This window comes from Streptomyces sp. NBC_01451 (assembly GCF_036227485.1).
GTDB lineage: Bacteria > Actinomycetota > Actinomycetes > Streptomycetales > Streptomycetaceae > Streptomyces.
On the sequence record NZ_CP109479.1, the window covers coordinates 1294272 to 1321070 of the forward strand.

At 71.7% G+C, this 26799-nt stretch carries 21 protein-coding genes; 9 read left to right on the forward strand and 12 right to left on the reverse strand.

All coding sequences use genetic code 11. From position 1 onward, the window contains the following. Nucleotides 1–56: 56 nt before the first annotated feature. Entirely contained in the window at nucleotides 57–1271 is a 1215-nt protein-coding gene (locus OG595_RS05615; RefSeq protein ID WP_329268445.1) for an acetyl-CoA C-acetyltransferase, read from the reverse strand. Nucleotides 1272–1325: 54 nt separating this feature from the next. After that, entirely contained in the window at nucleotides 1326–2462 is a 1137-nt protein-coding gene (locus OG595_RS05620; protein WP_329268449.1) for a CaiB/BaiF CoA transferase family protein, read from the reverse strand. 207 nt (nucleotides 2463–2669) lie between these two features. On the opposite strand from OG595_RS05620, the gene OG595_RS05625 reads away from it, so the two are divergent. Then, a complete protein-coding gene (locus OG595_RS05625; RefSeq protein WP_329268451.1) occupies nucleotides 2670–3857 on the forward strand; it encodes a saccharopine dehydrogenase family protein in 1188 nt (395 codons plus the stop codon). Nucleotides 3858–3888: 31 nt separating this feature from the next. Here the strand turns inward: OG595_RS05625 and mmpA are convergent, their stop codons facing one another. From mmpA to OG595_RS05645, 4 genes are all read right to left on the reverse strand, one after another. After that, complete coding sequence (mmpA, locus tag OG595_RS05630) at nucleotides 3889–4035, reverse strand: morphogenic membrane protein MmpA (RefSeq protein WP_203690270.1); 147 nt, start codon at nucleotides 4033–4035, stop codon at nucleotides 3889–3891. Between the two features lie 168 nt (nucleotides 4036–4203). Next, nucleotides 4204–4899, reverse strand: coding sequence for an endonuclease V (locus tag OG595_RS05635; RefSeq protein WP_329282675.1), 696 nt, complete (start codon nucleotides 4897–4899; stop codon nucleotides 4204–4206). A 37-nt stretch (nucleotides 4900–4936) separates the two neighbouring features. Beyond that, nucleotides 4937–5263 carry a plasmid stabilization protein gene (locus OG595_RS05640; RefSeq protein ID WP_329268462.1) on the reverse strand — a complete coding sequence of 109 codons (327 nt, stop codon included), beginning with the start codon at nucleotides 5261–5263 and terminating at the stop codon, nucleotides 4937–4939. A gap of 64 nt (nucleotides 5264–5327) precedes the next feature. Next, a complete protein-coding gene (locus OG595_RS05645) occupies nucleotides 5328–6410 on the reverse strand; it encodes a WD40/YVTN/BNR-like repeat-containing protein (protein ID WP_443073322.1) in 1083 nt (360 codons plus the stop codon). Nucleotides 6411–6611: 201 nt separating this feature from the next. Between OG595_RS05645 and OG595_RS05650 the strand changes: the two genes are divergently transcribed. From OG595_RS05650 to OG595_RS05665, 4 genes are all read left to right on the forward strand, one after another. Beyond that, the gene (locus OG595_RS05650; RefSeq protein WP_329268466.1) at nucleotides 6612–7028 is read left to right on the forward strand and encodes an SsgA family sporulation/cell division regulator; all 417 of its coding nucleotides are present in this window, start codon (nucleotides 6612–6614) and stop codon (nucleotides 7026–7028) included. A 285-nt stretch (nucleotides 7029–7313) separates the two neighbouring features. Beyond that, nucleotides 7314–8930, forward strand: coding sequence for an ABC-F family ATP-binding cassette domain-containing protein (locus OG595_RS05655; RefSeq protein WP_329268469.1), 1617 nt, complete (start codon nucleotides 7314–7316; stop codon nucleotides 8928–8930). 106 nt (nucleotides 8931–9036) lie between these two features. Then, nucleotides 9037–9813 (forward strand): dimethylargininase, encoded by a 777-nt coding sequence (ddaH, locus tag OG595_RS05660; RefSeq protein ID WP_329268470.1) that lies wholly within the window; start codon nucleotides 9037–9039, stop codon nucleotides 9811–9813. A 203-nt stretch (nucleotides 9814–10016) separates the two neighbouring features. Beyond that, complete coding sequence (locus OG595_RS05665) at nucleotides 10017–10994, forward strand: acyl-ACP desaturase (RefSeq protein WP_329268472.1); 978 nt, start codon at nucleotides 10017–10019, stop codon at nucleotides 10992–10994. A gap of 27 nt (nucleotides 10995–11021) precedes the next feature. Here the strand turns inward: OG595_RS05665 and OG595_RS05670 are convergent, their stop codons facing one another. Both OG595_RS05670 and OG595_RS05675 read right to left on the reverse strand, forming a co-directional pair. Further along, nucleotides 11022–14381 carry a hypothetical protein gene (locus OG595_RS05670; RefSeq protein WP_329268474.1) on the reverse strand — a complete coding sequence of 1120 codons (3360 nt, stop codon included), beginning with the start codon at nucleotides 14379–14381 and terminating at the stop codon, nucleotides 11022–11024. 57 nt (nucleotides 14382–14438) lie between these two features. Next, the gene (locus OG595_RS05675; protein ID WP_164313360.1) at nucleotides 14439–14693 is read right to left on the reverse strand and encodes a WhiB family transcriptional regulator; all 255 of its coding nucleotides are present in this window, start codon (nucleotides 14691–14693) and stop codon (nucleotides 14439–14441) included. Nucleotides 14694–15004: 311 nt separating this feature from the next. Between OG595_RS05675 and OG595_RS05680 the strand changes: the two genes are divergently transcribed. Then, complete coding sequence (locus OG595_RS05680) at nucleotides 15005–15796, forward strand: VOC family protein (RefSeq protein ID WP_329268477.1); 792 nt, start codon at nucleotides 15005–15007, stop codon at nucleotides 15794–15796. 97 nt (nucleotides 15797–15893) lie between these two features. On the opposite strand, the gene OG595_RS05685 is transcribed toward OG595_RS05680, so the two are convergent. Together OG595_RS05685 and OG595_RS05690 are read right to left on the reverse strand one after the other, a co-directional pair. Next, nucleotides 15894–16922: a LacI family DNA-binding transcriptional regulator gene (locus OG595_RS05685; protein ID WP_329268479.1), complete on the reverse strand. Its 1029-nt coding sequence runs from the start codon at nucleotides 16920–16922 to the stop codon at nucleotides 15894–15896. A 77-nt stretch (nucleotides 16923–16999) separates the two neighbouring features. Continuing rightward, on the reverse strand, nucleotides 17000–18004 hold the full coding sequence (locus OG595_RS05690; protein ID WP_329268481.1) for a multicopper oxidase domain-containing protein: 1005 nt from the start codon (nucleotides 18002–18004) through the stop codon (nucleotides 17000–17002). Between the two features lie 221 nt (nucleotides 18005–18225). Between OG595_RS05690 and OG595_RS05695 the strand changes: the two genes are divergently transcribed. Beyond that, entirely contained in the window at nucleotides 18226–20730 is a 2505-nt protein-coding gene (locus tag OG595_RS05695) for a ThuA domain-containing protein (protein ID WP_329268482.1), read from the forward strand. A gap of 44 nt (nucleotides 20731–20774) precedes the next feature. Beyond that, the gene (locus tag OG595_RS05700; protein ID WP_329282677.1) at nucleotides 20775–22940 is read left to right on the forward strand and encodes an OmpL47-type beta-barrel domain-containing protein; all 2166 of its coding nucleotides are present in this window, start codon (nucleotides 20775–20777) and stop codon (nucleotides 22938–22940) included. Between the two features lie 40 nt (nucleotides 22941–22980). Here OG595_RS05700 and OG595_RS05705 read toward each other — a convergent pair whose 3' ends face one another. Both OG595_RS05705 and ligD read right to left on the reverse strand, forming a co-directional pair. Next, nucleotides 22981–24357: a cytochrome P450 gene (locus OG595_RS05705; protein WP_329268485.1), complete on the reverse strand. Its 1377-nt coding sequence runs from the start codon at nucleotides 24355–24357 to the stop codon at nucleotides 22981–22983. Between the two features lie 182 nt (nucleotides 24358–24539). Further along, the gene (gene ligD, locus OG595_RS05710) at nucleotides 24540–25550 is read right to left on the reverse strand and encodes a non-homologous end-joining DNA ligase (protein WP_329268488.1); all 1011 of its coding nucleotides are present in this window, start codon (nucleotides 25548–25550) and stop codon (nucleotides 24540–24542) included. A 74-nt stretch (nucleotides 25551–25624) separates the two neighbouring features. Here ligD and OG595_RS05715 point away from each other — a divergent pair, with 74 nt between their 5' ends. Next, nucleotides 25625–26695 carry an ATP-dependent DNA ligase gene (locus OG595_RS05715; RefSeq protein ID WP_329268490.1) on the forward strand — a complete coding sequence of 357 codons (1071 nt, stop codon included), beginning with the start codon at nucleotides 25625–25627 and terminating at the stop codon, nucleotides 26693–26695. Nucleotides 26696–26799: the final 104 nt, after the last annotated feature.

Consider the following 26799-nt stretch of genomic DNA (forward strand, 5'->3'; position numbering starts at 1 on the left):
CCGCCAGGACCGCCGGTGTGAATGACGCGGCCGGTTCGGCTGATTCCGCCGGGAGTTCAGATCCGCTCGACGATCGTCGCGATGCCCATGCCGCCGCCCACGCACAGGGTGGCGAGGCCGTACCGCTTGTCCTGGCGCTCCAGTTCGTCGATGAGCGTGCCGAGGATGATCGCGCCGGTGGCGCCCAGCGGGTGGCCGAGCGCGATGGCGCCGCCGTTGACGTTGATCCTGTCGAGGGGCAGGCCCATGTCCCGGGCGAAGCGCAGGACGACGGCAGCGAACGCCTCGTTGATCTCGACGAGGTCGATGTCGTCGATGGTCAGCCCTGCCTTGGCGAGCGCCTTGCGAGTGGCGGGCGCCGGGCCGGTGAGCATGATGGTGGGCTCGGAGCCGGACACGGCGGCGGAGACGATCCGCGCGCGCGGACGCAGCCCGTAGCGCTCGCCGACCTCCCGGGATCCGATGGCGACCAGCGAGGCACCGTCCACTATGCCGGAGGAGTTGCCCGCGTGGTGGACGTGGTCGATCCTCTCCACCCAGTGGTACTTCTGCAGCGCCACCGCGTCGAAGCCGCCCAGGTCGCCGATGTCCGCGAACGACGGCTTCAGCTGGGCCAGGGAGTCGGCGGTGGTGCCGGGGCGCGGGTGTTCGTCGTGGTCGAGGACGACGAGGCCGTTGCGGTCCTTCACCGGGACGAGGGACCGTTCGAAGCGGCCCTCCTTGGTCGCGGTCGCCGCCCGCTCCTGGGACAGGGCCGCGTACTCGTCGACGTCGCGCCGCGAGAAGCCCTCGACGGTGGCGATGAGGTCGGCTCCGATGCCCTGCGGCACGAAGTCGACGGCGAGGTTGGTCATCGGGTCGTTGAACCAGGCGCCGCCGTCCGAGCCCATCGGCACGCGTGACATCGACTCGACGCCGCCCGCGAGGACGAGGTCCTCCCAGCCCGAACGCACCTTGGCGGCGGCCATGTTGACGGCCTCCAGGCCCGACGCACAGAAGCGGTTCTCCTGGACGCCGGCCACCGTGTCCGGCAGCCCGGCGACGACCGCGGCGACCCGCGCGATGTCGGAGCCCTGGTCGCCGACCGGTCCGACGACGCCCAGCACGATGTCGTCGATCGCGGCCGGGTCGAGGTCCGGGAACCGGTTCCTGATCTCGTGGATGAGGCCGACGACGAGATCGACGGGCTTGGTGCCGTGCAGGGCTCCGCTCGCCTTGCCACGTCCGCGCGGGGTGCGGATCGCGTCGTACACGTACGCTTCGGTGCTCACTGGTGGGCCTTTCGGGGTGGGATGGGGCGAGCGGGGCCGGCAGAGGGTCAGCGGTCAGCCGCCGTCGGGCAGGAGTCTGGGTATGTCCCAGTCGCGCGCCACGTCGGCCGTGTCGGCGCCGGGCTGGGCGGGGCCGCTGTGGATCGACGTGTGGGTGACGGAGAAACGGGGCGCGGGGGCCGGCTGGGTGATGCCGCCGTGGTCGGTGAAGGTGCCGCGGGCGGCCAGGTGCGGGTGGTGCGGGGCCTCGCGCAGCGAGAGGACGGGCGCCACGCAGGCGTCGGAGCCCTCGAAGACGGCCGTCCACTCGTCCCTCGTACGGGTTCTGAAGCGGGCGGTGACGGCCTCGCGCAGGTCGTTCCAGCGGGCGATGTCCTTGCGGGCGCCGGAGTGCTCCGGGAGGCCGAGCAGGTCGAGGAACTCGTCGTAGAACTGCGGCTCCAGCGCGCCGACCGCCATGTACCGGCCGTCGGCGGTCTCGTACGTCCCGTAGTAAGGGCAGCCGCCGTCGAGGAGGTTGGCGCCGCGCCGGTCCTGCCAGCCGCCCGCCGCGAGCATGCCGTGGATCATCGTGGCGAGGTGGGCGGCGCCGTCGACGATCGCGGCGTCCACGACCTGGCCCGCGCCGGTCGCGCGCGCGTGGTGGAGGGCGGCGAGGACGCCGACGACGAGGTAGAGGGAGCCGCCCGCGTAGTCGCCGAGGAGGTTGGCCGGGACGGGCGGCGGTTCGTGCGGGCTGCCGATCAGGCCGAGGGTGCCGGTCGGGGCGAGGTAGGCGATGTCGTGGCCGGCGCGGCGGGCGAGCGGCCCCTCCTGGCCCCAGCCCGTCATCCGGCCGTACACGAGCCTCGGGTTGCGGGCGTGGCAGGTCTCGGGGCCGATGCCGAGGCGCTCGGCGACGCCGGGGCGGTAGCCCTCGACGAGGATGTCGGCGCGGGCGGCCAGGTCCAGGACGCGGGAGGGTCCGTCGGGCGCCTTCAGGTCGACGATCACCGACCGCTTGTTGCGGTTCGTCACGTCGTACTCGGGGTCGACGGAGAGTCCGGTGCGCCCGGGCCGGTCCACCCGGACCACGTCGGCGCCCAGGTCGGCGAGGAGCATGGCGGCGAACGGGCCGGGTCCGATGCCCGCCAGCTCGACCACCCGCACTCCGGCGAGCGGGCCGCTTCCTGCCGTCCCCGCGACTGACATCGAGCCCCCACTCCCGTGACACAACCGATGCGACACCAGCGATGCTAGGAACGCGTTCCACTCCGCACAAGGTTTCGCAGGACGTTGATTAAGCAAGCGCTTGGCCAAGCCGCCGCGTTCCGGACAGCGACCGGCCGCGCGAGATCGATCCACCTCACGCTAGCCTCGACCACCGACAACGGCGCGGGATGCACAGCAAGGGGTGTCATGAGCAGGTCGAGCAAGGTCGAACGCCCGTACGACATCGTGTTGTTCGGAGCCACGGGCTTCGTCGGCGCGCTCACCGCCGAGTACCTCGCCGCGCACGCGCCCGACGGTCTGCGCTGGGCGGTCGCCGGCCGCAGCAAGGACAAGCTGGAGCAGCTGCGCGAGCGCCTCGTGGGAGTCGGCGGGACAGCCGAGGTCGGCGCCCTGGAGGCGGACGTGTCCGATCCCGACTCGCTGCGCGCTCTCGCCGGGCACACGCGCGTGCTGGCCACGACGGTGGGCCCCTATCTGACGTACGGCGAGGAGCTGGTCGCCGCCTGCGCGGACGCCGGCACCGACTACCTCGACCTCAGCGGTGAGCCCGAGTTCGTCGACCTGATGTACGTCCGGCACGACACCCGCGCGCGGGAGACCGGCGCCCGGCTCGTGCACGCCTGCGGATTCGACTCGATCCCGCACGACCTGGGCGCCTACTTCACGGTCGCGCAACTGCCCGAGGGGGTGCCGCTGACCGTGGACGGGTTCGTGCGCAGCGACGCGATGTTCTCGGGCGGCACCTTCGCCTCGGCCCTCAACCAGTTCTCCCGGGGACCGCAGATGCTGTCCGCGGCACGTGACCGCCGGCGCCACGAGCCGCGGCTGCTGGGGCGCCGGGCGACCGCCCCCGCGGGCGCACCCAGGTACGCCAAGGAGGTCGACGCCTGGGCGCTGCCGCTGCCCACCATCGACCCGCAGGTCGTGGTGCGCTCGGCACGCGCGCTGGAACGGTACGGGCCCGATTTCCGTTACCGCCACTACGCGGCGGTACGGCGGCTGCCCTTCGCGGTGGGCGGGGTCGCCGCGGCCGGCGCGGTGTTCGCGGCGGCCCAGCTGCCGCCCGCGCGGCGCTGGCTGTCCGGGCGGCTCCGGCCGGGTGACGGGCCGAGCGCGGAGCGGCGCGCGAAGAGCTGGTTCTCGGTGCGGTTCGTGGGCGAGGGCGGCGGACGGCGGGTGTTCACGGAGGTCGCGGGCGGCGACCCCGGCTACGACGAGACGGCGAAGATGTTCGCCGAGTCCGCGCTCTCCCTGGCCTTCGACGACCTGCCGGCGACGGCCGGTCAGGTCACCACCGCCGTGGCGATGGGCGACGCGCTGATCGAGCGCCTGCGCAAGGCCGGGATCACGTTCCGGGTCGCGGCCGGCAGCTGACCGGCCGGGACACCCGAGGCGTCCCAGGGGCCTACTGGGCCCAGCCCGTGACCGTGTAGATCATGCCGACGATCCAGGCGAGTCCCGCCAGTACGGCGACGATCAGCGCGGCCGTGACGGCGCGCTCGACGGGCTGTGCGGGACTGGCGACGGGCTTCGGGGCTCGGTGCGTGGTCATGGGCACAGCCTGCCGACAGCCCGGGCCCGCCGGCATCCGTACAGATACTCAGAACACGTACTCAGATGATCACCCGATCACCTGACTGTCCGACCGCCTCACCTTCCGGCCGTCCGGCCGTCCGAGGCGATCGGCTGACCGGCGGATCGCCTCCGGAGGGCGCCTCCGTCAGGCGGTGGCTTCCTTCAGTGCCCGTCTGCACAGGGCGTCCGCCCGGCGGGTCGTCTCCGGGAGGCGGTACTCCGGGGTGAGCGCGAGGGTGTGGGCGCAGGCCGTGTCGAGGGCCGTGCGGTGACCGACCGAGACGAACACCGGTTTGACCCCGTCCCGGGTGCGCAGGGCGCGGCCGACCTCCTCCGCGCCCGCCATCAGCGGGGCCGCCGATCCGCGCCGGGCGCCCGGTTCCTCGTACACGAAGGTGAACGGGTTCTTCGCGACGCCGATCGTGGGGAGGCCGGTGAGGACGCCGAGATGGCTGGCGAGCCCGAAGCGGCGCGGGTGGGCCAGGCCGTAGCCGTCGCAGACGACGAGGCCGGGCGGGACGGGCAGCGCGTCCAGGGCGGCCAGCACCGCAGGGATCTCGCGGAACGCGAGCAGGCCGGGCACGTACGGGAAGGGAACCCGTCCGACGGCCGTGGCCTCGGCGACCACGTCGAGGATCGCCGCGTCCAGGACGACCGCGGCGGCCACGACGAGGTCCCGCTCGTCGTCGTAGGCGACATCGACACCCGTGACGTACCCCGTTCCGGGCGGCGGGCCCGGCTCGTCCAGGACCACCCGCAGCCGCAGCTCGTCCTGGACCGCGCGGGCCCGCTCCTCGGTCGTGGGCCAGTCAGCCGGAACGGGTACGGTCGTCGTCTTCATCTCCATGGTGACGACGAGCGTACGAGCCGGCCCCGCCTCACTTGTCGCCGAGGGCCTTCCTCAGCTGCTCCTTGTTCATCCCCGAGCGGCCGTTCACGTTCCGCTTCCTGGCCTCCTCGTAGAGCTGGTCGTACGTCGGCCCCTGGGCGCCCTGGTGGGAGCGCTGTCCGCCGCGCCGGGCGGACGACATGTCCTGGGTGGACGTACGGCCGGCGGTCCTGGCCTCGCCGGACCGGGCGCGTTCCTTGTTGACGGTCCGCGCGGCGATCTCCTCGGCGCGCTTCTCGCTCTCGCCCCGGTCCAGCGCACTGTCCTTGATGTGCTCGTACTGGCGTTCCCGCTTGGGGCTCGCACCACGTGGCATGACCGTTCACTCCCTCGGCTCGTACCGCTCTCTCGTGCCGGTTCGGTGAACGGGTACCCGCGTCTCAGGATTCGAGCCGTGCCACCCGGCCCTTCTCGCCCGCGGCCCAGCAGCCCAGGTCGGGGGCGCAGTCCACGGTGTCGTACGAGCCCGTGTCGACGGTCTTCCAGGTGCGCCCCGCGTCCGTGGTGAGGTCGGTGCCGGTCGGGCCGACCGCGAGCGCTGCCGTGCGGCTGTACGGGAGCCAGGCGACGCCGGAGCGGTAGGCGGGCGGCGGTGCGGTCGCAGTCGTCCAGGTGCGGCCTCCGTCCGCGGTGGACGCACCCGCGCGCGGGGAGGCCTGGTCGGCGCGGTAGTCGCCGCCGACGGCCAGTCCGTGCGTGCGGTCCCGGAAGGCGAGCGCGAAGACGCCACGGGCCGGGTCGCCCGCCGGTATCGGGGTGTCGGTGGCCGTCCAGTTGAGGCCGCGGTCGGCGGAGTGCAGCACGCGTGCGCGTGCGCCACCGCCCGTGGCCAGCCACACGTCCCGCGGCCCCGAGCTCACCAGGCACTGCCCGCTTGCCGCGAAGCCCGCCTCGCCCTCCAGCGCGGCCGGCATGCCGGCGCCGGGCAGCACCTTCCAGGAGCGTCCGCCGTCGGCGGTGGAGAGGATGCGGAACTTCCCGTCCACCGGGTCGCTCATCGCGAGGCCGTGGCGGCTGTCGAAGAAGGTGAGGCAGTCGTAGAAGGCCCTGGCGTCGGTGTTGCGGAAGGACTCGGTCCAGGTCTCGCCGCCGTCGTCGGTGCGGTAGACACGGGAGGCCTCACCCTCGCCGATGGCCAGGACGACGGCGCGCCGCGCGTCGAACGCCTCGATGTCGCGGAACTGGAGTTCGGCCGCACCCGGCGGAGAGACGTTTCGCCAGCTCGTTCCGCCGTCGGTGGTGCGCAGGACGGTGCCCTGGGTCCCGGCGACCCAGGCGGTACCGCGGCTGACGGCGGACAGTCCCCGGAAGCGGACGTCGGCGGCGCCGCTGTCCTTCGGCGCCCAGTGCGGCGCGCGGTGCACGGCACCGGGAACGGCGCCTGTCCCCTCGTAGGCCTGTGCGGGTGCGGCCGGCCCGGCGGCCACGGCGGCGAGCGCCGCCGCGTACGCGCCCGCCGTCATCGCTCGCCCGATCCGACTCGTACGCCTGTTCTGTCTCTGCATCACCATGATCCTCATGGCGGGCGAAGGTAGCAGTGAATGAACTCGGTGACAGAGGTCACTCGAAATTCAGGTGCACTGATTGGCTCATTCCAGCGTCTCTCTCAGTGTGCGGACCGTTCCATCCCGGAGTCCGGCCAACCGTCACAAGGGAGCAAGGCGTTGTTCACCGTCATCGAGCAGCTCGTAGAAGCCCGTCTCGTCGCCGCCGCACCGCGGATGACGAGCATTCCCGCAACGCTCACCTACGACCGGAGCGACCCGTTCGCGGTCCGGATGACCTTCCCCGCGCCGGCCACACTGGAGGGCGTGGAGGTCTGCTGGACCTTCTCCCGGGAACTCCTCGCCGACGGCATGCGCGAGCCGCAAGGCCACGGCGACGTACGAGTGCGGCCGTACGGCTACGACCGTACGGTGCTGGAGTTCCACGCCCCCGAGGGGACCGCGGTCGTGCATGTCCGCTCCGGCGAACTGCGGCACTTCCTGGCGGCCACCACCGAGCTGGTGCCCGTCGGCCTGGAGCATCTGCAGACCGACCTGGACCGCGACCTCGCGGAGCTGATGCGCGACGCCCTGTGACGGTCCCCGCCCCGTTTAATGCTTTGACAGCCTGAAACGCCTCTTCCTACGCTTGCAGCGGTCCTGTTGCCGTCGAATTGGAGAAGGACGTTGCTCTACTGAGGTCCTGAGACACCGCGCCCCACACCCTCCAGTGGTGTGTCCGCGCAGCGTGCGACCTCGGTGTTCGAGCCGTCCGTGCCTCCCTCCGGAGCAGGACCTTGTCCGTGCACCAGAACTCTCCCGCCGCCCGCCGGTGTCTCGACACGCGTTTGCCCCGACCGACCCAAGCAACCGCGAGGCCACATGTCAGCCACCACTTCCGTCGCCGTCACCTCCCTGTCCTTCGCCTGGCCCGACGGCACCGCCGTCTTCGACGGTCTCGACGTCGCCGTCGGCCCCGGCCGCACCGGGCTCGTCGGCGTCAACGGATCAGGAAAATCAACCCTGTTGAAGCTCATCGCCGGGCAACTGCAGCCCAGCGACGGCACCGTCCGCGTCGCGGGCGACGTCGGCCACCTCCCGCAGACCGTCATCCTCGACACCGCGCTGCGCGTCGAGGAGGTGCTCGGCATCTCCGCCCGGCGGGCCGCGCTGCACGCCATCGAGGCGGGTGACGTGACCGAGGCGCACTTCGAGACGATCGGCGACGACTGGGACGTCGAGGAACGCGCCCTGGTCACACTCGGCGAACTCGGGCTGGGCCACATCGACCTGGACCGCACGGTCGGCGAGGTCTCGGGCGGCGAGGCGGTCCTCCTGCGGCTGGCCGCGCTGCTGCTGGACCGGCCGGACGTCCTCCTGCTGGACGAGCCCACCAACAACCTGGACCTGTACGCACGCCGACGGCTGTACGCGGCCGTCTCCTCCTGGCCCGGCGTGCTGATCGTGGTCAGCCACGACCGCGAACTCCTGGACCTGGTCGACCAGATCGCCGACCTGCGCTCGGGGGAGGTCACCTGGTACGGCGGCAACTTCTCGGCGTACGAGGAGGCACTCACCACCGAACAGGAGGCGGCCGAGCGCATGGTGCGCGTGGCCGAGGCCGACCTGAAGAAGCAGAAGCGCGAACTGGCCGACGCCCAGGTCAAGTTGGCCCGCCGCAAGAAGTACGGACAGAAGATGTTCGAGCAGAAGCGCGAGCCGAAGATCGTCATGGGGGCGCGCAGACGGTCCGCCCAGGAGTCGGCGGGCAAGCACCGGATCATGCACGAGGAGCGGCTCGCCGGCGCGAAGGAGCGGCTCGACGAGGCGGTGGAGGCCGTACGGGACGACGACGAGATCCGCGTCGACCTGCCGTACACGGCCGTACCGCCCGGGCGTACCGTACTGACGCTCCTGGACCTGGAGTTGGCGTACGGCGCGAGCGCGGGCTCCTTCGATCTGCGCGGGCCCGAGCGGGTCGCGCTGATCGGGCGCAACGGGGCGGGCAAGACGACCCTGTTGCGGACGATCGCCGGGCAACTGGCCCCGGTGTCCGGGGAGACGAGGACGCACGTACCGCTGCGCTTTCTGCCGCAGCGGCTCGACGTCCTCGACGACGAGCTGACGGTCGCTCAGAACGTGGCCCGGTTCGCACCGGGCGCCACCAACAACCGGGTCCGTGCCCGGCTGGCCCGCTTCCTGTTCCGGGGTGCGCGCGCCGACCAGCCGGCGGCGACCCTGTCGGGCGGCGAGCGGTTCCGCGCCGCCCTGGCCGCCCTGATGCTGGCGGAGCCCGCCCCCCAGCTCCTGATGCTGGACGAGCCGACGAACAACCTGGACATGGCGAGCGCGCGCCAGCTCACGACGGCTCTGGACTCGTACGAGGGAGCACTGATCGTCGCCAGTCACGACCTGCAGTTCCTGGAGTCGATCGGGATCACCCGCTGGCTGCTGCTGGACGGGGAGCTGAGGGAGATCGACCCGGAGGAGGTGGCGTGATCGGCGGAGGGGTCCGGGCCGCGGTCTGACCTCCGGGGCTTTTGTCCGCACAGTCCCACCCTGCATGATGTGCGCGAACACCCCCTTCCGATACGGAGCCCGCCTCGTGCCCAGCAAGAAGGCCCTCATACGCCGCCCCAGCCCGCGCCTGGCCGAGGGCCTCGTCACGCACATCGAGCGCGAGGAGATCGACACCGACCTCGCCGGCCGGCAGTGGGAGGCGTACGCGGAGGCCCTGCGCGCGCACGGCTGGGAGACCGTCGAGGTGGATCCGGCGGACGACTGCCCGGACTCGGTGTTCGTCGAGGACGCGGTGGTCGTCTACCGGAACGTAGCGCTGATCGCGCGGCCCGGCGCCGAGTCCCGGCGCACCGAGACCGGTGGCGTCGAGGAGGCGGTCGCCCGCCTCGGCTGCTCGGTGAACTGGGTCTGGGAGCCGGGCACCCTGGAGGGCGGTGACGTCCTCAAGGTCGGCGACACGATCTACGTCGGGCGGGGCGGGCGGACGAACGCGGCCGGGGTGCAGCAGCTCAGGGCCGTGTTCGAACCGCTGGGCGCCCGGGTCGTCGCCGTGCCGGTGAGCAGTGTGCTGCATCTGAAGTCGGCGGTCACCGCGCTGCCGGACGGGACCGTCATCGGGCATGCGCCGTTGGTGGACTCCCCGTCCCTGTTCCCCCGCTTCCTGCCGGTGCCGGAGGAGTCCGGGGCGCACGTGGTGCTGCTGGACGGCGGGAAGCTGCTGATGGCGGCGAGCGCGCCGAAGACGGCCGAGCTGCTCGCGGATCTCGGGCACGAGCCGGTGCTCGTCGACATCAGCGAGTTCGAGAAGCTCGAAGGCTGTGTGACCTGCCTCTCGGTCCGGCTGCGGGAGCTGTACATCTAGCCTGGCGATCGGGGTACTCGTTCGGCCCCGGACCTGCGAGTACCGAGCCCTTCCGGGTCCCGCTGACAAACCCGCTGATCAGCGATCTTTACAACATTCTTAACTTACGGTGGCGTAACCTACGGGAACGTAGCCTACGATGCCGTAGGTCGAGTTGAAGCAGTCCCCGCTCACCCGCTCGCGACGTCATTACTGGAGCATTCATGACGATCACTTCCCCGCACCTCGGCAGCCCGTCCAGCGAATGGACCGACGCTCGGCTGCTGTACGCCCTGGAGGAAGTGGTCGAGACGGAACTCAACCGTCACCTGAAGGTCGCCAAGGACTGGATGCCGCACGAGTACGTGCCGTGGAGCGACGCCCGCAACTTCCCCGGCCTCTTCGAGGACGGCGAGGCCTGGGACAAGGAGCAGTCCAAGGTCACCGAGCTCGGCCGGATCGCCCTGGTCGTCAACCTCCTCACCGAGGACAACCTCCCCAGCTACCACCACGAGATCGCCAGCCTGTTCGGCCGCGACGGCGCCTGGGGCACCTGGGTGCACCGCTGGACGGCGGAGGAGGGCCGGCACGGCATCGTGATGCGCGACTACCTGCTCGCCTCCCGCGCGGTCGACCCGGACAAGCTCGAAGCGTTCCGTATGCAGCACATGGCCGAGGGCTTCGAGTCGGACAACCGGCACTCGATGCTGCACTCGGTGGCGTACGTCGCCTTCCAGGAGCTGGCCACCCGCGTCTCGCACCGCAACACCGGCCACCAGTCCGGTGACCCGGTCTGCGACCGCATGCTGGCCCGCATCGCGACCGACGAGAACCTGCACATGGTCTTCTACCGGAACCTGCTGAAGGCCGCGTTCGAACTCGCGCCCGACCTGACCATGCAGGCGGTACGGGACGTGATCGTCAACTTCCGGATGCCCGGTCACGGCATGCCCGGCTTCGAGCGGGCCGCCGCGCAGATGGCGATCGGCGAGGTCTACAACATGCGCATCCACCACGACGACGTGCTCCAGCCCGTCCTGCGCCACCTGAAGGTCATGGACATGGGCGACCTCGGCCCCGAGGGTCTCCAGGCCCAGGAGGAACTGGGCATGTTCATGGGCGGCCTGGACGCGGAGGCCTCCAAGTTCGACGCGAAGCTCGCGGCCCGCAAGGCCCGCATGGCGGCCCGCGCCGCCGGCTGACCCGCCCGGGACTCACCGGCCCAACGGTCACTCGTACGCCGTCACCTCGTCCAGCGCCGCGTCCCGCACGTCGGCCACGGGGTGGCGGCGCAGTGCTCTCAGCTCCTCACACCAGGGCGCGGCCCAGCCGGTGCGGCTGCCCAGCGCTCCGGTGACGGCGACCGCGAGGAGTCCTTCGGCATGGCCGCCCCGGGCGGTCAGGCCACGCACCTCGGCCAGCAGTGCGCCGGGGTCGCCCTCCTGTTCCCGGCGCGCCAGCCGTTCGCCGAGCTCACCGGCGGTGCGGACGGCGAGGGCGGGGCGACCGGCGGTGAGCGCGGCCAGCTGTTCGAGACGGGGCGGCCGGGCTTCGAGGTCCAGGTGGTACGCCGCCAGGGTCGCCGCCTGCGGTACGTGGGCGTCGTACCCGGCCAGCAGCTCGCTCGCGGCGAGGGCGGCGGGCCGGACCGCTCCGGCGGCCGACGTGCCGGACCGGCAGAGGTGGGAGACGACGTACTCGACACGTCGGCGGGCGGGCCGGTCGCGCCCCTCCCCCGCGTCCAGGTCCGCCTCGGCGTCCTCGGCCGGGGGCTCGGCGAGAATCCGCAGGGCCTCCAGGAGCCAGCGCGCGCCCTGCGGGGAGCCCTCCGCGACGGTCACCAGCCCGTCGGCCGCCACCTGCCAGTTCGTCCGGTCGTCGAGATCCGTCGCGACCCGGACCAGCACCGCGGGCGCGTCCGGCGACCAGGGTGTCCACCGGGCCAGTGCGCCGAGGGCGAGGGCCGCCGTCCCGGGATCGTCGGTGGCGCACACGTCGAGCACGAGCCGGGCATAGCGCTCACGGTGGGGTTCGGGCAGGTCGAGGGGGCGTACCCGCAGCACGGCCCGGCGCAGCACCGGCTCGGCGCCGGCCGCGTCACGCAGCATCTCCCAGACCGGTTCGTGCGCGACCAGCACGCCAGCGAAGGCCACACACGCGGTACGCACATCGCGGTGGGTGCCCGGTCGTCCGTACGTCCCGCTCAGCAGCGTCGCGGCCGACGGTGCCGGGAGACGTGTCGCCGCGAGGCGGACCGCTTCCTTCCGGCTGGTCACCTTGGCGTCCGGCGCGCGCAGCATCTCCCCCAACTGCACGGCCAGCAGCGACGGCCGCGCGTGCCGGGAGGCCCCGGTGGCCGCGTGGACGGCGACGCGGGCCCGGTCGCCGCCCGCGTGGGCGAGCAGTTCGGGCAGTGCGTCCTGGGGCCGGCCGGTGCGGGCGAGCGCGGCGAGGGCCGCCTCGGCGAGGACGACGTCCCCGGAGCCGGTCCACTGCCGTACGAGCGTGATGCCGGACTCCGGGACGTGCGCGGCCTGTTCGATCGCGTCGGCCCGCCGGTACAGCGGCAGCGCGGAGTCGGCGGCGACGTCGGCCAACTGCTTGATGAGAGCCTGCTGTTGGCGGGGCAGCCAGCGCCGGACGTCGTCGTGCCCCCGTGCGGTCCAGGGCTCGCGCTTCGGCAGGAAGCGGCCGTACGGCGGGCTCTCGGCGAGATACGGGTCGAGCAGGTCGGTGCGGCGGCGGGCGAGGACGCGCCACACGACGGGCAGCGCCCCCGCGGAGGGTTCGTGCGCGAGGATGCGCGCGACCCGCTCGTCACGGGTGGCGGGCGGCTCCAGCCAGAGGTCGACCGCCGTGCGTACGGTCGAGTCCTTGCCGCCGTACCGGATCGCCTGCCAGAGCAGGTCCTGGAGTTCGGCCATGCCGGCGGCGCGCCGTCCGACGGCCCGGGTGAGGGCGAAGGCGAGGCTGTAGTCGGCCTTTTCGGCGCCCGCCTCGATCCAGGGGCGCAGGGCCTCGAAGACACGGTGCTCCTGACCGCGCGCGAGGGTGTGGTCGAGGCGGCCGAGGTCGGCGGTGCAGGTGTGGCCGGTGATGCGGACCAGGGTACGCAGCGCCCAGTTCACCAACTCCCGTGGTCCGCCCGCCGCGTGCTCGCGCAGCACCCCGAGGGCGAGGGTGCTGAGCCGCTGCCGGGTGAGGGCGGAGGAGTCGCGGGCCGCTACGGCGTCCCCGGCGACACGGTCGAGGTGCGGCTCGGCGTCCTCGGTGAACAGGGCGGCGCGGACGTCCGCCAGCGCCCCCAACGCGGCCGAGCGCACGGGGTCTTGCTCGTTCCGCAGCCGTTCCATCTCCTCCAGTACGGCGGTGACGTCGGCCGGGTCGCCGGAGCGCGCGGCGTTGCGGATCAGCAACGGCCAGGCCAGAGCCCGGTCTTCGGCGGCCGGACGCCGGGTGGCCGCGACGATCCTGGCGCGCACCTCGTCGACGGGCAGGAACGATTCGACCAGGAGTACGGCGTGCCAGTCGGCGCCTCGTTCCCGGGCGGCGGCGGCCGCCCGGCGGGCCTCGTCGGGGGCGTGGGTGCGGGGCAGCGCCGAGAGGACCGCCTGGTCGGCGATGAGGGCAGCCGGGCCCCGGCCCTCCCGTACCGCGGTGAGGAAGGCGTGACGCCTGCCGGGTGGCATGGCGTTCAGAAGCGCCGGGAGTTCCCCGGAGGCCGCCGGCATCCTTCCGTAGGCGATCAGTTCGGGTCCTCCCGTGCGGGCCAGTCCGCGCAGCACGGAGGTGTCGAGCGAGCGGACTCCCAGGGCGGCCCAGCCGGGCGTGGCGAGCAGGCGCAGGACGCGCTCGGGGGCGGCGGCAGCGAACACACCTGCGCGGGAGCGGAGTTGGCGGGGGAGCGCCCTGGGTGGCCGCTGTTCCAGGAAGCCGAGGACGCGCAGGGGATCGTGCGGCGCGACGGCGGCCATGGCACCGGCGAAGCGCTCCCACCAGGTGTCGTGCAGCGCGGTCGGCAGTTCGGCCAGTTCCCGTTCCGCCACGTCGAGGAGGATGCCGGGATGGCGTCGGGCGAGCGCCCGCCAGCCGCCGAAGGCGTGGAACAGCTCGGGGAGCAGCCGCGTCACCGTCTGCGGCGTGCAGCCGGGCAGCAGTCGCGCCGCCTCGGCGTCTCCCCAGTCCTGCCGGAGTCCGTCCAGCAGCCGGTCGGCGAGTGCGGTGCGCCGGCCTGCGACGATCGCGCGCAGCAGGTCCCGGCGTACCGCCTCGGAGGCGTCGGCCAGGCCCGACTCGTAGGCGGCGTCGGGGACTCGGAGGCTGTCGGCGACGGCCAGCGCGTGGCCTCGCACGAACGGGTCGGGGTCGGCGATCCGGTCCGCGATCCATGCGGAGTCCCGCCCGACGGCCGCCGCGACGACCGCGAGGTCCCGGCCGTACGACCCGCGTTTCTCCAGTTCCGCCAGCACCGGCCGCAGGGGCGTGAACTCCCGTGTGCGGACGGCGAGTTCACGCATGCGCTGCGGAAACGGAAGCGGGTCTAGAGCGTTCAGCAGACTGTCGGCCTGCTGGTGCGGGGTCTGGGACATGAGCTGGATTGTGCCCGCTCGGAACCGGTCGGCGTACAGGAATTGCGGTCAGAGAGGTCAGTGCGAGGTGCGCGAGGTGCGCCGGAGGTTGAGCCGCTCCTTCTCCGAGAGCCCGCCCCAGACGCCGAACCGTTCGTCGTTGCTGAGTGCGTACTCCAGACAGGCGGGGCGCATCTCGCACATCCCGCAGATGCGCTTCGCCTCCCGCACCGAACTGCCCGGCTCGGGAAAGAAGAAGTCGGCCCCGGTCTCCGCGCACAGGGCCTGCGCCTGCCAGGCGCTGTCCATCGGGGTGATCGTCTCGTAGTGCATGCCCGAGATCGTGCCGGGCGGTGAAAAACGTTCGCTCAACGTCCGGTCAACGGCGACCTGGGGCCCGGTCGCCGAACGGCCCGGGCGCCTCGCCGGTCCGACCGATGATGCTCCCGCCGGATGCGCGAGCGCACGGCGGCGCGCGGAGCGTCCTGGCACAAGGCGCGTCTTCTCCCTCACCCAGGGTGACCGCGGCCGGTGCGCGGGTCCGTGGAAGCACTCCGGCAGCGATTGTCAGTGGGCGGTGCAAGACTCGGCAGAACAGGCAACGGGTCCCTCGCAGAGGGCGGGGCCCACAGAGGAGGGCAATGATGCTCACCACCCGTTTCGTGACCGGCGCTCCGAACTGGATCGATCTCGGCACCCCCGACATCGAGGGTGCCACCTCCTTCTACCGGGCGCTCTTCGGCTGGGAGTTCCGGTCGGCGGGCCCCGAGAGCGGCGGATACGGCTTCTTCCAGCTGGGCGGGCGGACCGCCGCGGGCGGCATGCAGAGCGGCGAGGACCAGGGTCCGCCGTCCTGGACGGTGTCCTTCCAGACCCCGGACGTCGACGCGACCGCCAAGGCTGCCGAGCAGGCCGGGGGCGGCACACCGGCGCCGCCGATGGATGTCATGGACGCGGGCCGGATGGCCGTCCTCACCGACACCACCGGCGCCGTCTTCGGCCTCTGGCAGCCCGGCCGGATCAAGGGCCTCGACATCGCCGGCGAGATCGGGTCCCTGTGCTGGGTGGAGCTCTACACGACGGACGTCCCCAAGGTCGCCGCGTTCTACGGCGCGGCGCTGGGCCTGGAGACCTCGGCGGCGCCGTTCCCGGGCGGCTCGTACACGTGCGTGAACCCGGCGGGTACCGGGGACGAGGGGATGTTCGGCGGAATCGTCGACGTCGACGACGACCCGGCGGGCACCGAGACCTCTCCCTACTGGCTGCCGTACTTCGAGGTCGCCGACACCGACGCGACGGTCGCGACGGCCCTGGAGCACGGCGGTCAGGTCAGGATGCCGGCCACGGACGTGGCGGGCGTCGGCCGCATCGCACGGCTCACCGACCCGTACGGGGCGCGGTTCGCGGTGATCAGGAGCGCGCCGGCCCAGACGTGAGGAGAGGGGGCCGAACGGCCGCCCGGCAGGGGCACGGGGAACTGGGCGACCGGCCCCACCGGGCCCGCGGCCAGAAACCCGCCCGCCCCGCGGAACGCTACGCCGAGGCGCGACGGACCAGCGTGGTCGGCAGCACCACGCCGGCCGCCGCCCCGCCCGCCGGGCCGCCCTCGCCCGGAGAGCCAAGGAGCAGACGTGCCATCAGCCTGCCCATCTCCTCGATGTCCTGACGGACCGTGGTGAGCGGCGGGTCGGTCTGTTCGGCGACCGGCAGCATGTCGTCGAAGCCGACAACGGCGACGTCCTCGGGCACGCGCCGTCCGCGTTCGCGCAGGACGCGGAGGGCGCCCGAGGCGGTGAGGTCGTTGGCGGCGAACACGGCGTCCAGGTCCGGGCACCGGTCCAGCAGTTCGCGCATCGCGCGTTCCCCGCCCGCCGGGGTGAAGTCGCCCCCGGCGATCAGTCGCGGGTCGGCGACGGGCAGGCCGTCCCGGAACCCGTCGAGCCGGTCCGCCGCCGAGGTCTGGTCGAGGGGGCCCGTGATGTGCGCGATCCGCGTGCGCCCCAGGGCGACAAGATGCTGTACGGCCGCCCGGGCGCCGCCCCGGTTGTCGCTGTCGACGTACACGGCGTCGCGGCTGCCGTCGCTCCAGCCGGGCCGGCCGCCGAACACGGTGGGGACGCCGGCGCGCTGGACCAGTCCGGGCAGCGGATCGTCGAGGTGCAGGGAGAAGACGAGGGCGCCGTCGACATGCCCGCCGGCGAGGTACCTGCCGACGCGGGAGTGGTCGTCGCGACCCTCGGTGAGCAGCAGCACGAGCTGGGAGTCGCGGGCGGTCAGCTCCTTGCTGATTCCCCGGAGCTGGAGCGCGAAGAAGGGGTCGGCGAAGACCCGCGTCTCCGGTTCGGCGATGACGACGGCGATGGCGTCGTGCCGCCTGGTCACCAGGGAGCGGGCCGCCTGGTTGGGCACGTACCCGAGTTCCTCGACGGCCTGCCTGACCCGTTCGACGAGGGGTTTGCGCACGCCGTACCCGCCGTTCACGACGCGTGACGCGGTGGCCCGGGAGACCCCCGCCCGCGCGGCCACGGCCTCCAGGGTGGGACGCGACGCGGTCTCGGTCACTTCGGCGCTCCTCATCGGCGGTTGCCGATCAGGATAGTCCCGGCCCGGCAGCGGATGAGAGCGCTCTCGGATCCCGTTCAGTGCTCGTGCGACAACTGCGGCTCTCCCGCCCGCCCCGCGGTGACCGCGGTACCGTGCGGCTCGTGTCCGGGAATCGTCCCGTCCGTTCTCCGTACCAGGAACAGGCCCGCCATTCCCATGTCCGAGTGGCTCTGGACATGGCAGTGGTACATCCATGCGCCCGCCCCGACCCCCTCCCCCGCGATCACCTGGAAACCGAAGGAGTCCGCCGGGCCCACGATCTTGTTGTCGACGACCTGACTGGGGTCGTCGGGGCCGGTGAGCAGGCCGGTGCGGTTGTCCGCCCAGCGATGACCGTGCATATGGAAGGTGTGGTAGTACTCGCCGTGCGTGATCATCACGAACTCGACGCGGTCCCCCACCGTGGCCTCGAAGTCGGGGCTCTGATGGCCGGGCCGGTTGTTGATCGTCATGTCGTTGAAGACGATCGTGTACGTGGTGTCCGGGAGGACGTCTCCCTTGCGCCTCACGATCACCGGGCCGTAGAGGCCCTTGCGGATGCCGCCGGTGCCGTGTTCGGTGCCGACGACATGGTCGTGGTAGTGCCAGTAGCCCGCGCTGCCCGCCCGCCAGGTGCCGTCGGCGCGGCGGCCCGGGGCGTGTGTGCGCCAGGTGTAGGTGCGGGTGCCGCCGGGTTCGACGTCACTGCGGCTCAGTTTCGTGCCGTCGCTGGAGATCTCGTAGTCGAGGCCGTGGACGTGCAGGCTCACGGCCACGTCCGTCGTGTTCTCCAGGGTGATGTGCGCCGTGTCGCCCTCGTTCAGTTCGATCAGCGGGCCGGGAACCGACGCCGTGCCCTTCGTGAGGCCGTAACCCATCCGCCCGTCGGCGAGCCGCTCGGCGTACAGCTGAAGGTGTCGTACCTCGCCGCCGGCGGGGGCCGTCTTCGCGAGTGCGGCGGTCGCGGCGGTCGCGCCGCCGGCCTCCGGGGCCACCGACAACGATGTCGCGACGGCCGCGCCGCCCAGCAGCACCCGCCGGTTGAAGTCACGCCTGTCCATGCCGAACTCCCCACCCTGGTACGGAAGATGCGCAGCGGGAACGAGAGGAACCGGTGAGACGGTAGCGGCACAGGACTCGTTTATCCACACTCAGGACAAAGTTCGTGCGATCCCGGTCATACCTCTTGGCGGGTCGTCAAAAGAGGTCTAGCTTCCTCTGCGTTTGCTGTGACCGAGGAGGGGTGGGTGACCACATGCGGTTCACATCGCATCAAGTGTCCATGCGTTCGAGGGAGTTGAGCGCAAGAAGCAGAGGCGGCGGCGGAAGCGGACGGAGACGGGCCTGGGCGGCCACCGTGGCCGCGTCGGCCGTCACCGCCGGACTGCTGTCGGGACCGGCCGCGAGCGCGGAACCGGCTCCCGATCCATCCGCGACAACGATGTCCGTCAAGTCGCCGCCCGGTGGCAGTGGAGTACGCGTCCTGGTCTTCCACGGTTCGGCGGCGGCCGGGGACGAGTCGCCGGTCGTCGACGCCGGTATCGAGGCGATCGAGCGGATCGGGCTGTCCGGTCCGGCGGAACAGCGCTTCGAGGTCGAGGCGACGGACGACGCCGCCGTGTTCACGGACGGGCCCCGGCTCGGGACCTTCAACGCGATCGTCTTCCTGACCGGGGGCGGCGACGTCCTCGACCCGGAGCAGGAGGCCGGGCTGGAGACCTACATGGAGGCCGGCGGCGGCTTCGTCGGCATCCATGACGCGGCCCGGGCGGAACCGTACTCCGACTGGTTCACCGGCCTGGTGGGCGCCCGCCCCTCGGCCACCGGCCCGACAGCCGTACAGCGCGCGACCGTCGAGGTCGGTGACCGGCGGCATCCGGCCACGAAGGACCTGCCGGTGCAGTGGAAGCGGCCTGACCAGTGGCTGAACTGGGTGAAGAACCCCTCCGGCGACGTGCACACCGTGGCCCGGGTTCGCGAGTCGACGTACACACCCGGTGCGAGCGCCAACGGCTGGGACCATCCGGTGAGTTGGTGTCGTGACTACGACGGCGGACGCTCCTTCTACACCGGCATGGGCGGCACCGTGTCGTCGTACGACGAGACGGACTTCCGCACCCATCTGCGCGGGGCGCTGCTGTGGACGACCCGGCTGGCACAGGCCGACTGCAAGGCCACCATCAACGCCGGTTACAAGGCGGAGCGCCTGACACAGCCCAACCAGCCCGGGCGGAGCGACCAGATCGGTGAGCCGCACGGGCTGGTGACCGCGCCCGACGGGCGGGTGTTCTACATCGGCCGGGGCGGTGCCGACTCCTCCCAGCCGGTGGTGACCGACTGGAACAATCCGGCCGTCGGCAAGGGCAGGGGCCAGATCCACGTCTACGACCCGAGGACCAGGAAGGTCACTCTGGCGGGCGAGTTGACCGTCTTCGGCAACAAGGGCGGCGGGGACGAGCTGACCAAGGTCGAGGAGGGGCTGCTCGGTATCGAGCTCGATCCGTCCTTCGAGCGAAACGGCTGGGTGTATCTCCACTACACGCCCCACGCGCGGATCAACCGCGACACCAGGACGGCCGAACGCTACGTCTCCCGCTTCACGCTCGACCCCGCCACCGACCGGCTCGACCTGAACAGCGAGAAGGTGCTGCTCAAGTGGCCGGTCCAGATCCACAGTTGCTGTCACTCGGGCGGCGGGATGGCCTGGGACTCCAAGGGCAACCTGTACATCGCCACCGGCGACAACAACTCCAGTCAGTTCAGCGACGGTTACTCGGGCAACAACCCCCAACCCGCCTACAAGGGCGTGTCGTTCGCCGACGCCCGGCGCACCGCGGGCAACACCAACAACCTCAACGGCAAGATCCTGCGCATCCATCCGGAGTCCGACGGCACGTACACGCTCCCCGCGGGCAACCTCTTCACGGGCCGGGAGACCGACGAGGGCGGCGGAAAGACGCGCGGCGAGATCTATGTGATGGGGGTCAGGAACCCGGCCCGCATCTCCGTCGACAAGGCGACGGACACTCTGTACGCGGGCTGGGTCGGACCGGACGCGAGCGCGCCCTCGACGACGTGGGGGCCTGCGAAGTACGACACGTTCGCAGCCATCACCCGTGCGGGCAACCGGGGTTGGCCGTACTGCATGGGCAACAAGCAGCCCTACCGGGACCGCAATCTGCCCGATCCGTCGAAGCCGCTGGGCTGGTACGACTGCGACCACCCGAAGAACGAGTCGCCGAACAACGACGGCCTGGTCGACCTGCCGCCCGTCACCGGCAACAACATCTGGTACTCGCCCCAGGGCGGCGGCCCCGACTTCCCGCGCGACGCGAACGGCGTCCCGTCCTACAAGCAGGCGGAGAGCACATATCTGCTGCCGTGGCTCAAGGGCGGCGGCCAGGCCGCGATGAACGGTCCGGTGTACCGCTACGACGCGGCGAGCGCGAGCACCACCAAGTGGCCGGCCTACTGGGACGGCAAGTGGTTCGTGGGCGACTTCTACGACGCCGACCAGCCGCGCAACGCGGTACTGACCGACCCGAAGAACCAGGGCGACGGCGGACTGCCCGTCCACTCCGAGTCGTTGAAGAAGATCGTGCCGATCGGGAACGACGGCATCAAGAACCTCATGGACTGGAAGTTCGGTCCCGACGGCTCGCTCTACGTCCTCGACTACGGCCGGGGCTTCTTCACCTCGGACGCCAAGTCGGCGCTGTGGCGGATCACTTACACCGGCGGCGGCCCGACGCCCGCGGTCGGCGACCTCGTGAGGGGAGCGGAGTAGTGCGACGCAGGCAGCTCTGGACGGCCCTGTTGGCGTCCCTGTTCATGGTCCTGGGACCGACGTCGGCGGCAGGGGCGCGCGGCGCCGCCGAACCCACCGCCGCAGCCGCCGAATCGGCCGCCGCACAGGTCCTCACCTGGACGGCGGGCGACGACATCACCAAGTACGCCTCCGTACCGGTCACGGCGGTGGCGGGCGCGACGACGATCGTCTTCGAGAACAGTGCGGCGACCGGCAACACCATGGGAATGCCGCACACGTTGACCTTCGACGTCTCCGACCCGGAGTACAACAACGACGTCCCGCTGAACATCCTCGCCAACCCGAACGACGACCAGGGCGGCCGGCACACCGCAGAGGTGACGCTCGCCCCCGGCCGTTACCGCTACCACTGCACGATCCCGGGCCACGGCCAGATGCAGGGCATCCTCGTGGTGACCGAGGGCGGCGGCGCCGACACGACGGCACCGGAGACCTCGGCGAATGTCACCGGTGCGCAGAACTCGCAGGGCCAGTACGTCGGTTCGGCGACCGTGGCGATCGGCGCGAGCGACGAGGGCTCCGGCGTCGACCGGGTCGAGTACGCGATCGGCTCCGAAGGCGCCTGGCAGCCGTACACCACGCCGGTCGTGATCGGCCAGGTCGGCAGCCACACGGTGCGCTACCGGGCGTTCGACAGGGCGGGCAACGCCGCCGCCGAGAAGAGCGTCACGTTCACGGTGGCCGCGCCGCCGACGGACGACACGGCGCCGCCGGAGACCTCGGCGACGGTGACCGGCGCGCGGAACGCGGACGGGGCGTATCTCGACATGGCGACGGTCACCGTCTCGGCCTCGGACACCGGGTCCGGGGTCAACACGGTCGAGTACGCGGTGAACAGCGGGAGTTGGCAGCCGTACGGCGGGCCGGTGATGGTGCATCAGCTGGGCGTTCACAGCGTCCGCTACCGCGCCACCGACAGGGCGGGGAACGTCTCCGCCGAGAAGAGCGTCGCCTTCACCGTCGTGGCCCAGCCCGCCGAGGACACCACCCCGCCCGTGACCGGGGTGACCGTCGAGGGCACCCGCAATGCGAACGGCGCCTACGTCAACAGTGCCAAGGTGACCGTCAGCGCGACGGACCACGGCGGCTCGGGTGTCGCCACGGCCGAGTACTCGCTCGACGGCGGACCGTACCTGACGTACATCGCTCCGGTGGTCGTCGACCGGGCAGGCGCGCACACCGTGACGTACCGGGCGAGCGACAGGGCGGGCAACACCAGCGACGCACGCTCGGTGAGCCTCACGGTCGTGGCGGGCGGCGGAGTTCCGGCACCCAACTGCCCCGAGTACGACGAGCGGTTGACGGTGATCGTCGGCACGGTCGACTCGGGGGTGCGCAACCGGGTCACCGACAGCCGTTGCCGGATCGGCGAGTTGATCGAGGACGAGCGGGAGTGGACGTCCCACGCCCTGTTCCTCAAGCACGTACGGACCGTTCTCGACCGGCTCCTCAAGGACGGTGCCGTCGACGAACGTGAGGACGCGGCGATCGAGGAGGCGGCCCGCGCGTCCGGTGTCGGCAGGCCGGGACAGACCGGGGGCTACCGCACGATTCTCGACGGTACGGCCGCGTCCTTCGCCAAGTGGCAGCAGGTGGGCGGCGGTTCGTTCGCGTTGAACGGCGACGGCTCGCTCACCAGCGGCACCACGGTGGCGGGCCTGGGCATGCTGTGGTTCCCGGAGCGGAAGTACGGCGACTTCTCGCTGAAGCTCCAGTGGCGGGACGACGCGCCCGGCACGGGCAACGCCAATTCCGGTGTGTTCGTGCGGTTCCCGTGGGTCCACGGTCACCCGGAGGAGGCGCGGCCCGAGTGGGCGGCCATCAAGTACGGGCACGAGGTGCAGGTGTTCGACCGGCCCGACGGCGACATGTACAAGACGGGCTCGGTCTACGGCTTCGACCGGGTGGGGCTCGCCGGGGCCGGCGTCACACAGAAGGGCACCTGGAACGACTACGAGATCCGGGTGGTCGACCAGCACTACTCGGTGTTCCGCAACGGCGTGCTGATCAACGAGTTCGACAACACCGGCGGCCAGGACTTCACCCCGCCGCGCTCGGACGACCCGGGCACGGACGGGCGGCGGTTCGCCTCCGGATACATCGGCCTCCAGGTGCACGGCACGACCGACGTGGTCTCGTACCGGGACATCCGGATCAAGGAACTGTGAGGCGGACGACGGCTTCGACCGCCTTGTCGGCACAGGTCGTCTAGGGAGCGAAGGCGGCGGTCCGGCGCGTCACCGTCATGCTCAGGGGGCTGGGCCTCATGGTCCCCCTGACCAGCGGGGTCACCTCCCGTCCGGTGGCGTGCCGGAGCCGCCAGTGCCGCAGCAGGGTCGCGACGACGAGAGGTATCGCCGTACGGCCGTACACCTCGCCGATGCACTGCCGGGTGCCGGCGCCGAACGGGAGGTGCGCCTCCCGCTGGGCGTCGGTGACCCGGTCGGGGAGCCAGCGGTCGGGGTCGAAGCGGTGCGGGAAGGGGAATGCCTGCGGGGCCCGGTGCAGGCAGTGCAGGCTGAAGGCGATGTCGGCGCCGCCGGGAATCCGGTGGCCGCCGAGTTCGACGGGGCGGGTGGTGACGCGGCTGAGCAGCCAGAAGGGCGGGTGGAGGCGCAGTACTTCGGCGAACACCCGCTTGAACAGCGGGAGGTTGGGGAGGTCTTCGGCGCGCAGGGGCCGGTCGCCGACCGCGATACTCAGCTCACCGAGCACGGCCTCCTCCACCTCGGGGTGGACGGCGAGGTTGTGCAGCAACCAGGCCGTCACACTCCCCGTGGTCTCGACGGCGGCCAACAGCATGCCGACGACCTGTTCCGTCAGTTCGGCGTGGGTGAGGGCGGCACCGGTGCGCGGGTCCGTGGCACGCATCATCGCGGAGAGCAGGTCTCCCGGGTCGCGCCCGCCGCGGCGGTACGTCTGGATCTCCTTGTCGACAATCCGGTTGATGCCGCTGACGGCCGAGGCGAAGCCGATGTTGGCGGGCAGCGGCAGCCGGTGCACCCAGGCGACGGGGAGCAGCATCCTGCGGTGCAGCCCGGCGAGCAGATGCGGGAACAGCCGCTGGATGTCCTGCCCGGCCTGCACGGTGCCAGGGCCGGAGAACAGGGTGCGGGTGACGACCTCGGCGGCCAGCCGGTGCATGCTCTGCACCATCTCCAGCCGCTGTCCGTCGCGCCAGGACCGCGCCAACGCGTCCGCGCACGCCTCGGTCGTCCGGGAGTAGTCGGCGATCCGCCGCTGCTGGAAGGCGGGTTGGAGGATCGGCCGCTGCACCTGGTGGTCGGCGGCGGGGCAGCCGGCGACGCTGTTGCCGGCGAGTGTCCGCAGGCCCTCGACATAGATGCCGCCCTGTTCGAAGGTCTCCGGGTCCGCCAGCAGTTGCCGTACGAGATCCGGGCGGGTCACGAGGTGGACGGGCCTCGGTCCGACGCGCACGACCACGACTCCGGTACGGGCCGCGGCGCCCGTGTGCCGGCGTTCGAAGAAGAGCAGCGGGTCGCGCAGGATCTGCCACAGATGCCCGGCCACCGGGAGGGCGCCGGGGGCGGCCGGCGGACTGGTGGCCGTCGAGGCCGGATTCATGGTGCGCTTCCCCCAGGGTCGAACTCGGACGTGTGCCGGGCAGAGCCCGTACGGTCGCAGGTCCGGCCGCCGCCGAGGAAGGCGCCCGGGGCAGCGCCCGTTGCACCCGGGAGGCTCGGTTCTCGCCTCGTACGCCCCTGACTGACCGTCTGATCCCTTGTGCGACAGCCAAGTTGGCGAAGTCAGTCCTTGCGGGCCCGACTTGGCTGTACGCGCTTGGGTTCGCCCGGCATCTTCGGGTACTCCGGGGGATACGGCAGGTCACCGAGTCCGTGCTCGCGTTCGTCGCGGCCGGCGAGTTCGAGCAGGGCGTCGAGGGAGAAGGCGTGGTCGTCCATGTCCGCGTGGACGTCGCCGAGTCGGGCGAACCGGCCGGGCATGGTCGCGAGGTCGAAGTCGCGGGGCCACGCGTCCTCGACCTCCTCCCACTTCAGCGGCGCCGAGACGGGAGCGTGCGGGTGGGGCCGTACGGAGTAGGCGGACGCGATGGTGCGGTCCCGTGCGGTCTGGTTGTAGTCGACGAAGATCCGCTCCCCGCGTTCCTCCTTCCACCACTTGGTGGTCACCTGCTCCGGCATCCGCCGCTCCAGTTCCCGCCCGACGGCGATCGCCGCCCGCCGCACCTGCGTGAACGTCCACCTGGGTTCGATCGGTACGAAGACATGCAGCCCTCGGCCGCCGGAGGTCTTGGGCCAGCCGCGCAGACCGCCGAACTCGTCGAGCACGGTGCGCAGTTCGTGCGCCGCGCGCACCGCGTCGCCGTAGTCCGTACCGGGCTGCGGGTCGAGGTCGATGCGCAGTTCGTCGGGGTGGTCGACGTCGGCGCGGCGTACCGGCCAGGGGTGGAAGGTGAGGGTGCCGAACTGTGCGGCCCACAGCACGGCGGCCACCTCGGTCGGGCACATCTCGTCGGCGCTGCGACCGCTGGGAAAGGTGATGTGGGCGGTCGGAATCCAGTCGGGCATGTTCTTGGGCGCCCGCTTCTGGAAGAAGTTCTCGCCGCTCACCCCGTCCGGATACCGCTCCAGAGTGGTCGGCCGGTCACGCAGCGCCCGCAGGATGCCGGGGCCGACAGCGAGGTAGTACCGGGCGAGGTCGAGCTTGGTGAACCCCCGCTCCGGGAAGAACACCTTGCCCGGGCTGGACAGCCGTACTGTCCGGCCGAACGCCTCCAGCTCCACCGCTTCGCCCATGCGAGCCACGGTAGGCGGACCGCTTGAAGCTCGCATACCGGGCGATCACGGTCATGGGCGCGCAGAATCGACGTATGGATCTACCGGTCATGCCCCCCGTGAAGCCCATGCTCGCCAAGTCCGTGGCCAGGATCCCCCCGGACATGCAGTACGAGGCCAAGTGGGACGGTTTCCGCGCGATCGTGTTCCGCGACGGCGCCGAAGTCGAAGTCGGCAGCCGCACCGGCAAGTCGTTGACCAGGTATTTTCCCGAGCTGGTGGCGGCACTGCGGGAGCGGCTTCCCGAGCGTTGCGTGGTGGACGGTGAGATCGTGATCGCCCTCGGCGGGCGCCTCGACTTCGACGCGCTGACCGAGCGCATCCACCCCGCGGAGTCCCGGGTGCGGACGCTGGCCGAGCGGAACCCGGCCTCGTTCGTCGCGTTCGACCTGCTGGCGCTGGGCGACGAGTCGCTCCTCGACGTCCCCCTGGCCGACCGGCGCGCGCTGCTCACCACGGCGCTGTCCGGTGCGGCCCCGCCGGTCCACGTGGCGCCGGCGACCACCGACATCGAGGTGGCGCAGCGGTGGTTCGAGCAGTACGAGGGGGCGGGCCTCGACGGTGTCGTCGCCAAGCCGCTCACCCTGCGTTACCGGCCGGACGAACGGGTGATGTTCAAGGTCAAGCACGAGCGGACGGCGGATGTGGTGGTCGCCGGGTACCGGCTGCACAAGAGCGGACCGATCGTGGGCTCGCTGCTGCTCGGGCTGTACGACGCCCGGGGCACCCTTCAGCACGTCGGGGTGAGCGCCGCGTTTCCGATGAGGCGGCGGGCCGAACTCGTCGAGGAGCTGGAGCCGCTGCGGCTGGCGGACGTGGGCGGGCACCCGTGGGCCGCCTGGGCGGACGAGGCGGCCCACGAGGCGGCGCGGCTGCCGGGGGCACCCAGCCGCTGGTCGGCGAAGAAGGACCTCTCATGGGTTCCGCTGCGGCCCGAACTGGTGGCCGAGGTGGCGTACGACCACATGGAGAACGGGGCGCGCTTCCGGCACACCGCCCGTTTCCGGCGCTGGCGCCCGGACCGTACGGCCGACAGCTGCACGTACGACCAGCTGGACGAGCCGGTGGGGTACGACCTCGCGCAGATTCTCGGCCCGCAGGGCTGAGGTCACCCGTCGGACACCTCGCCCGTGGGCCGTTCGGCCCCTTCCGTGTGCGTGGACGGAACAGATCGGGTATGGCCACCAATGTTCCGATAAGCGCACAATCG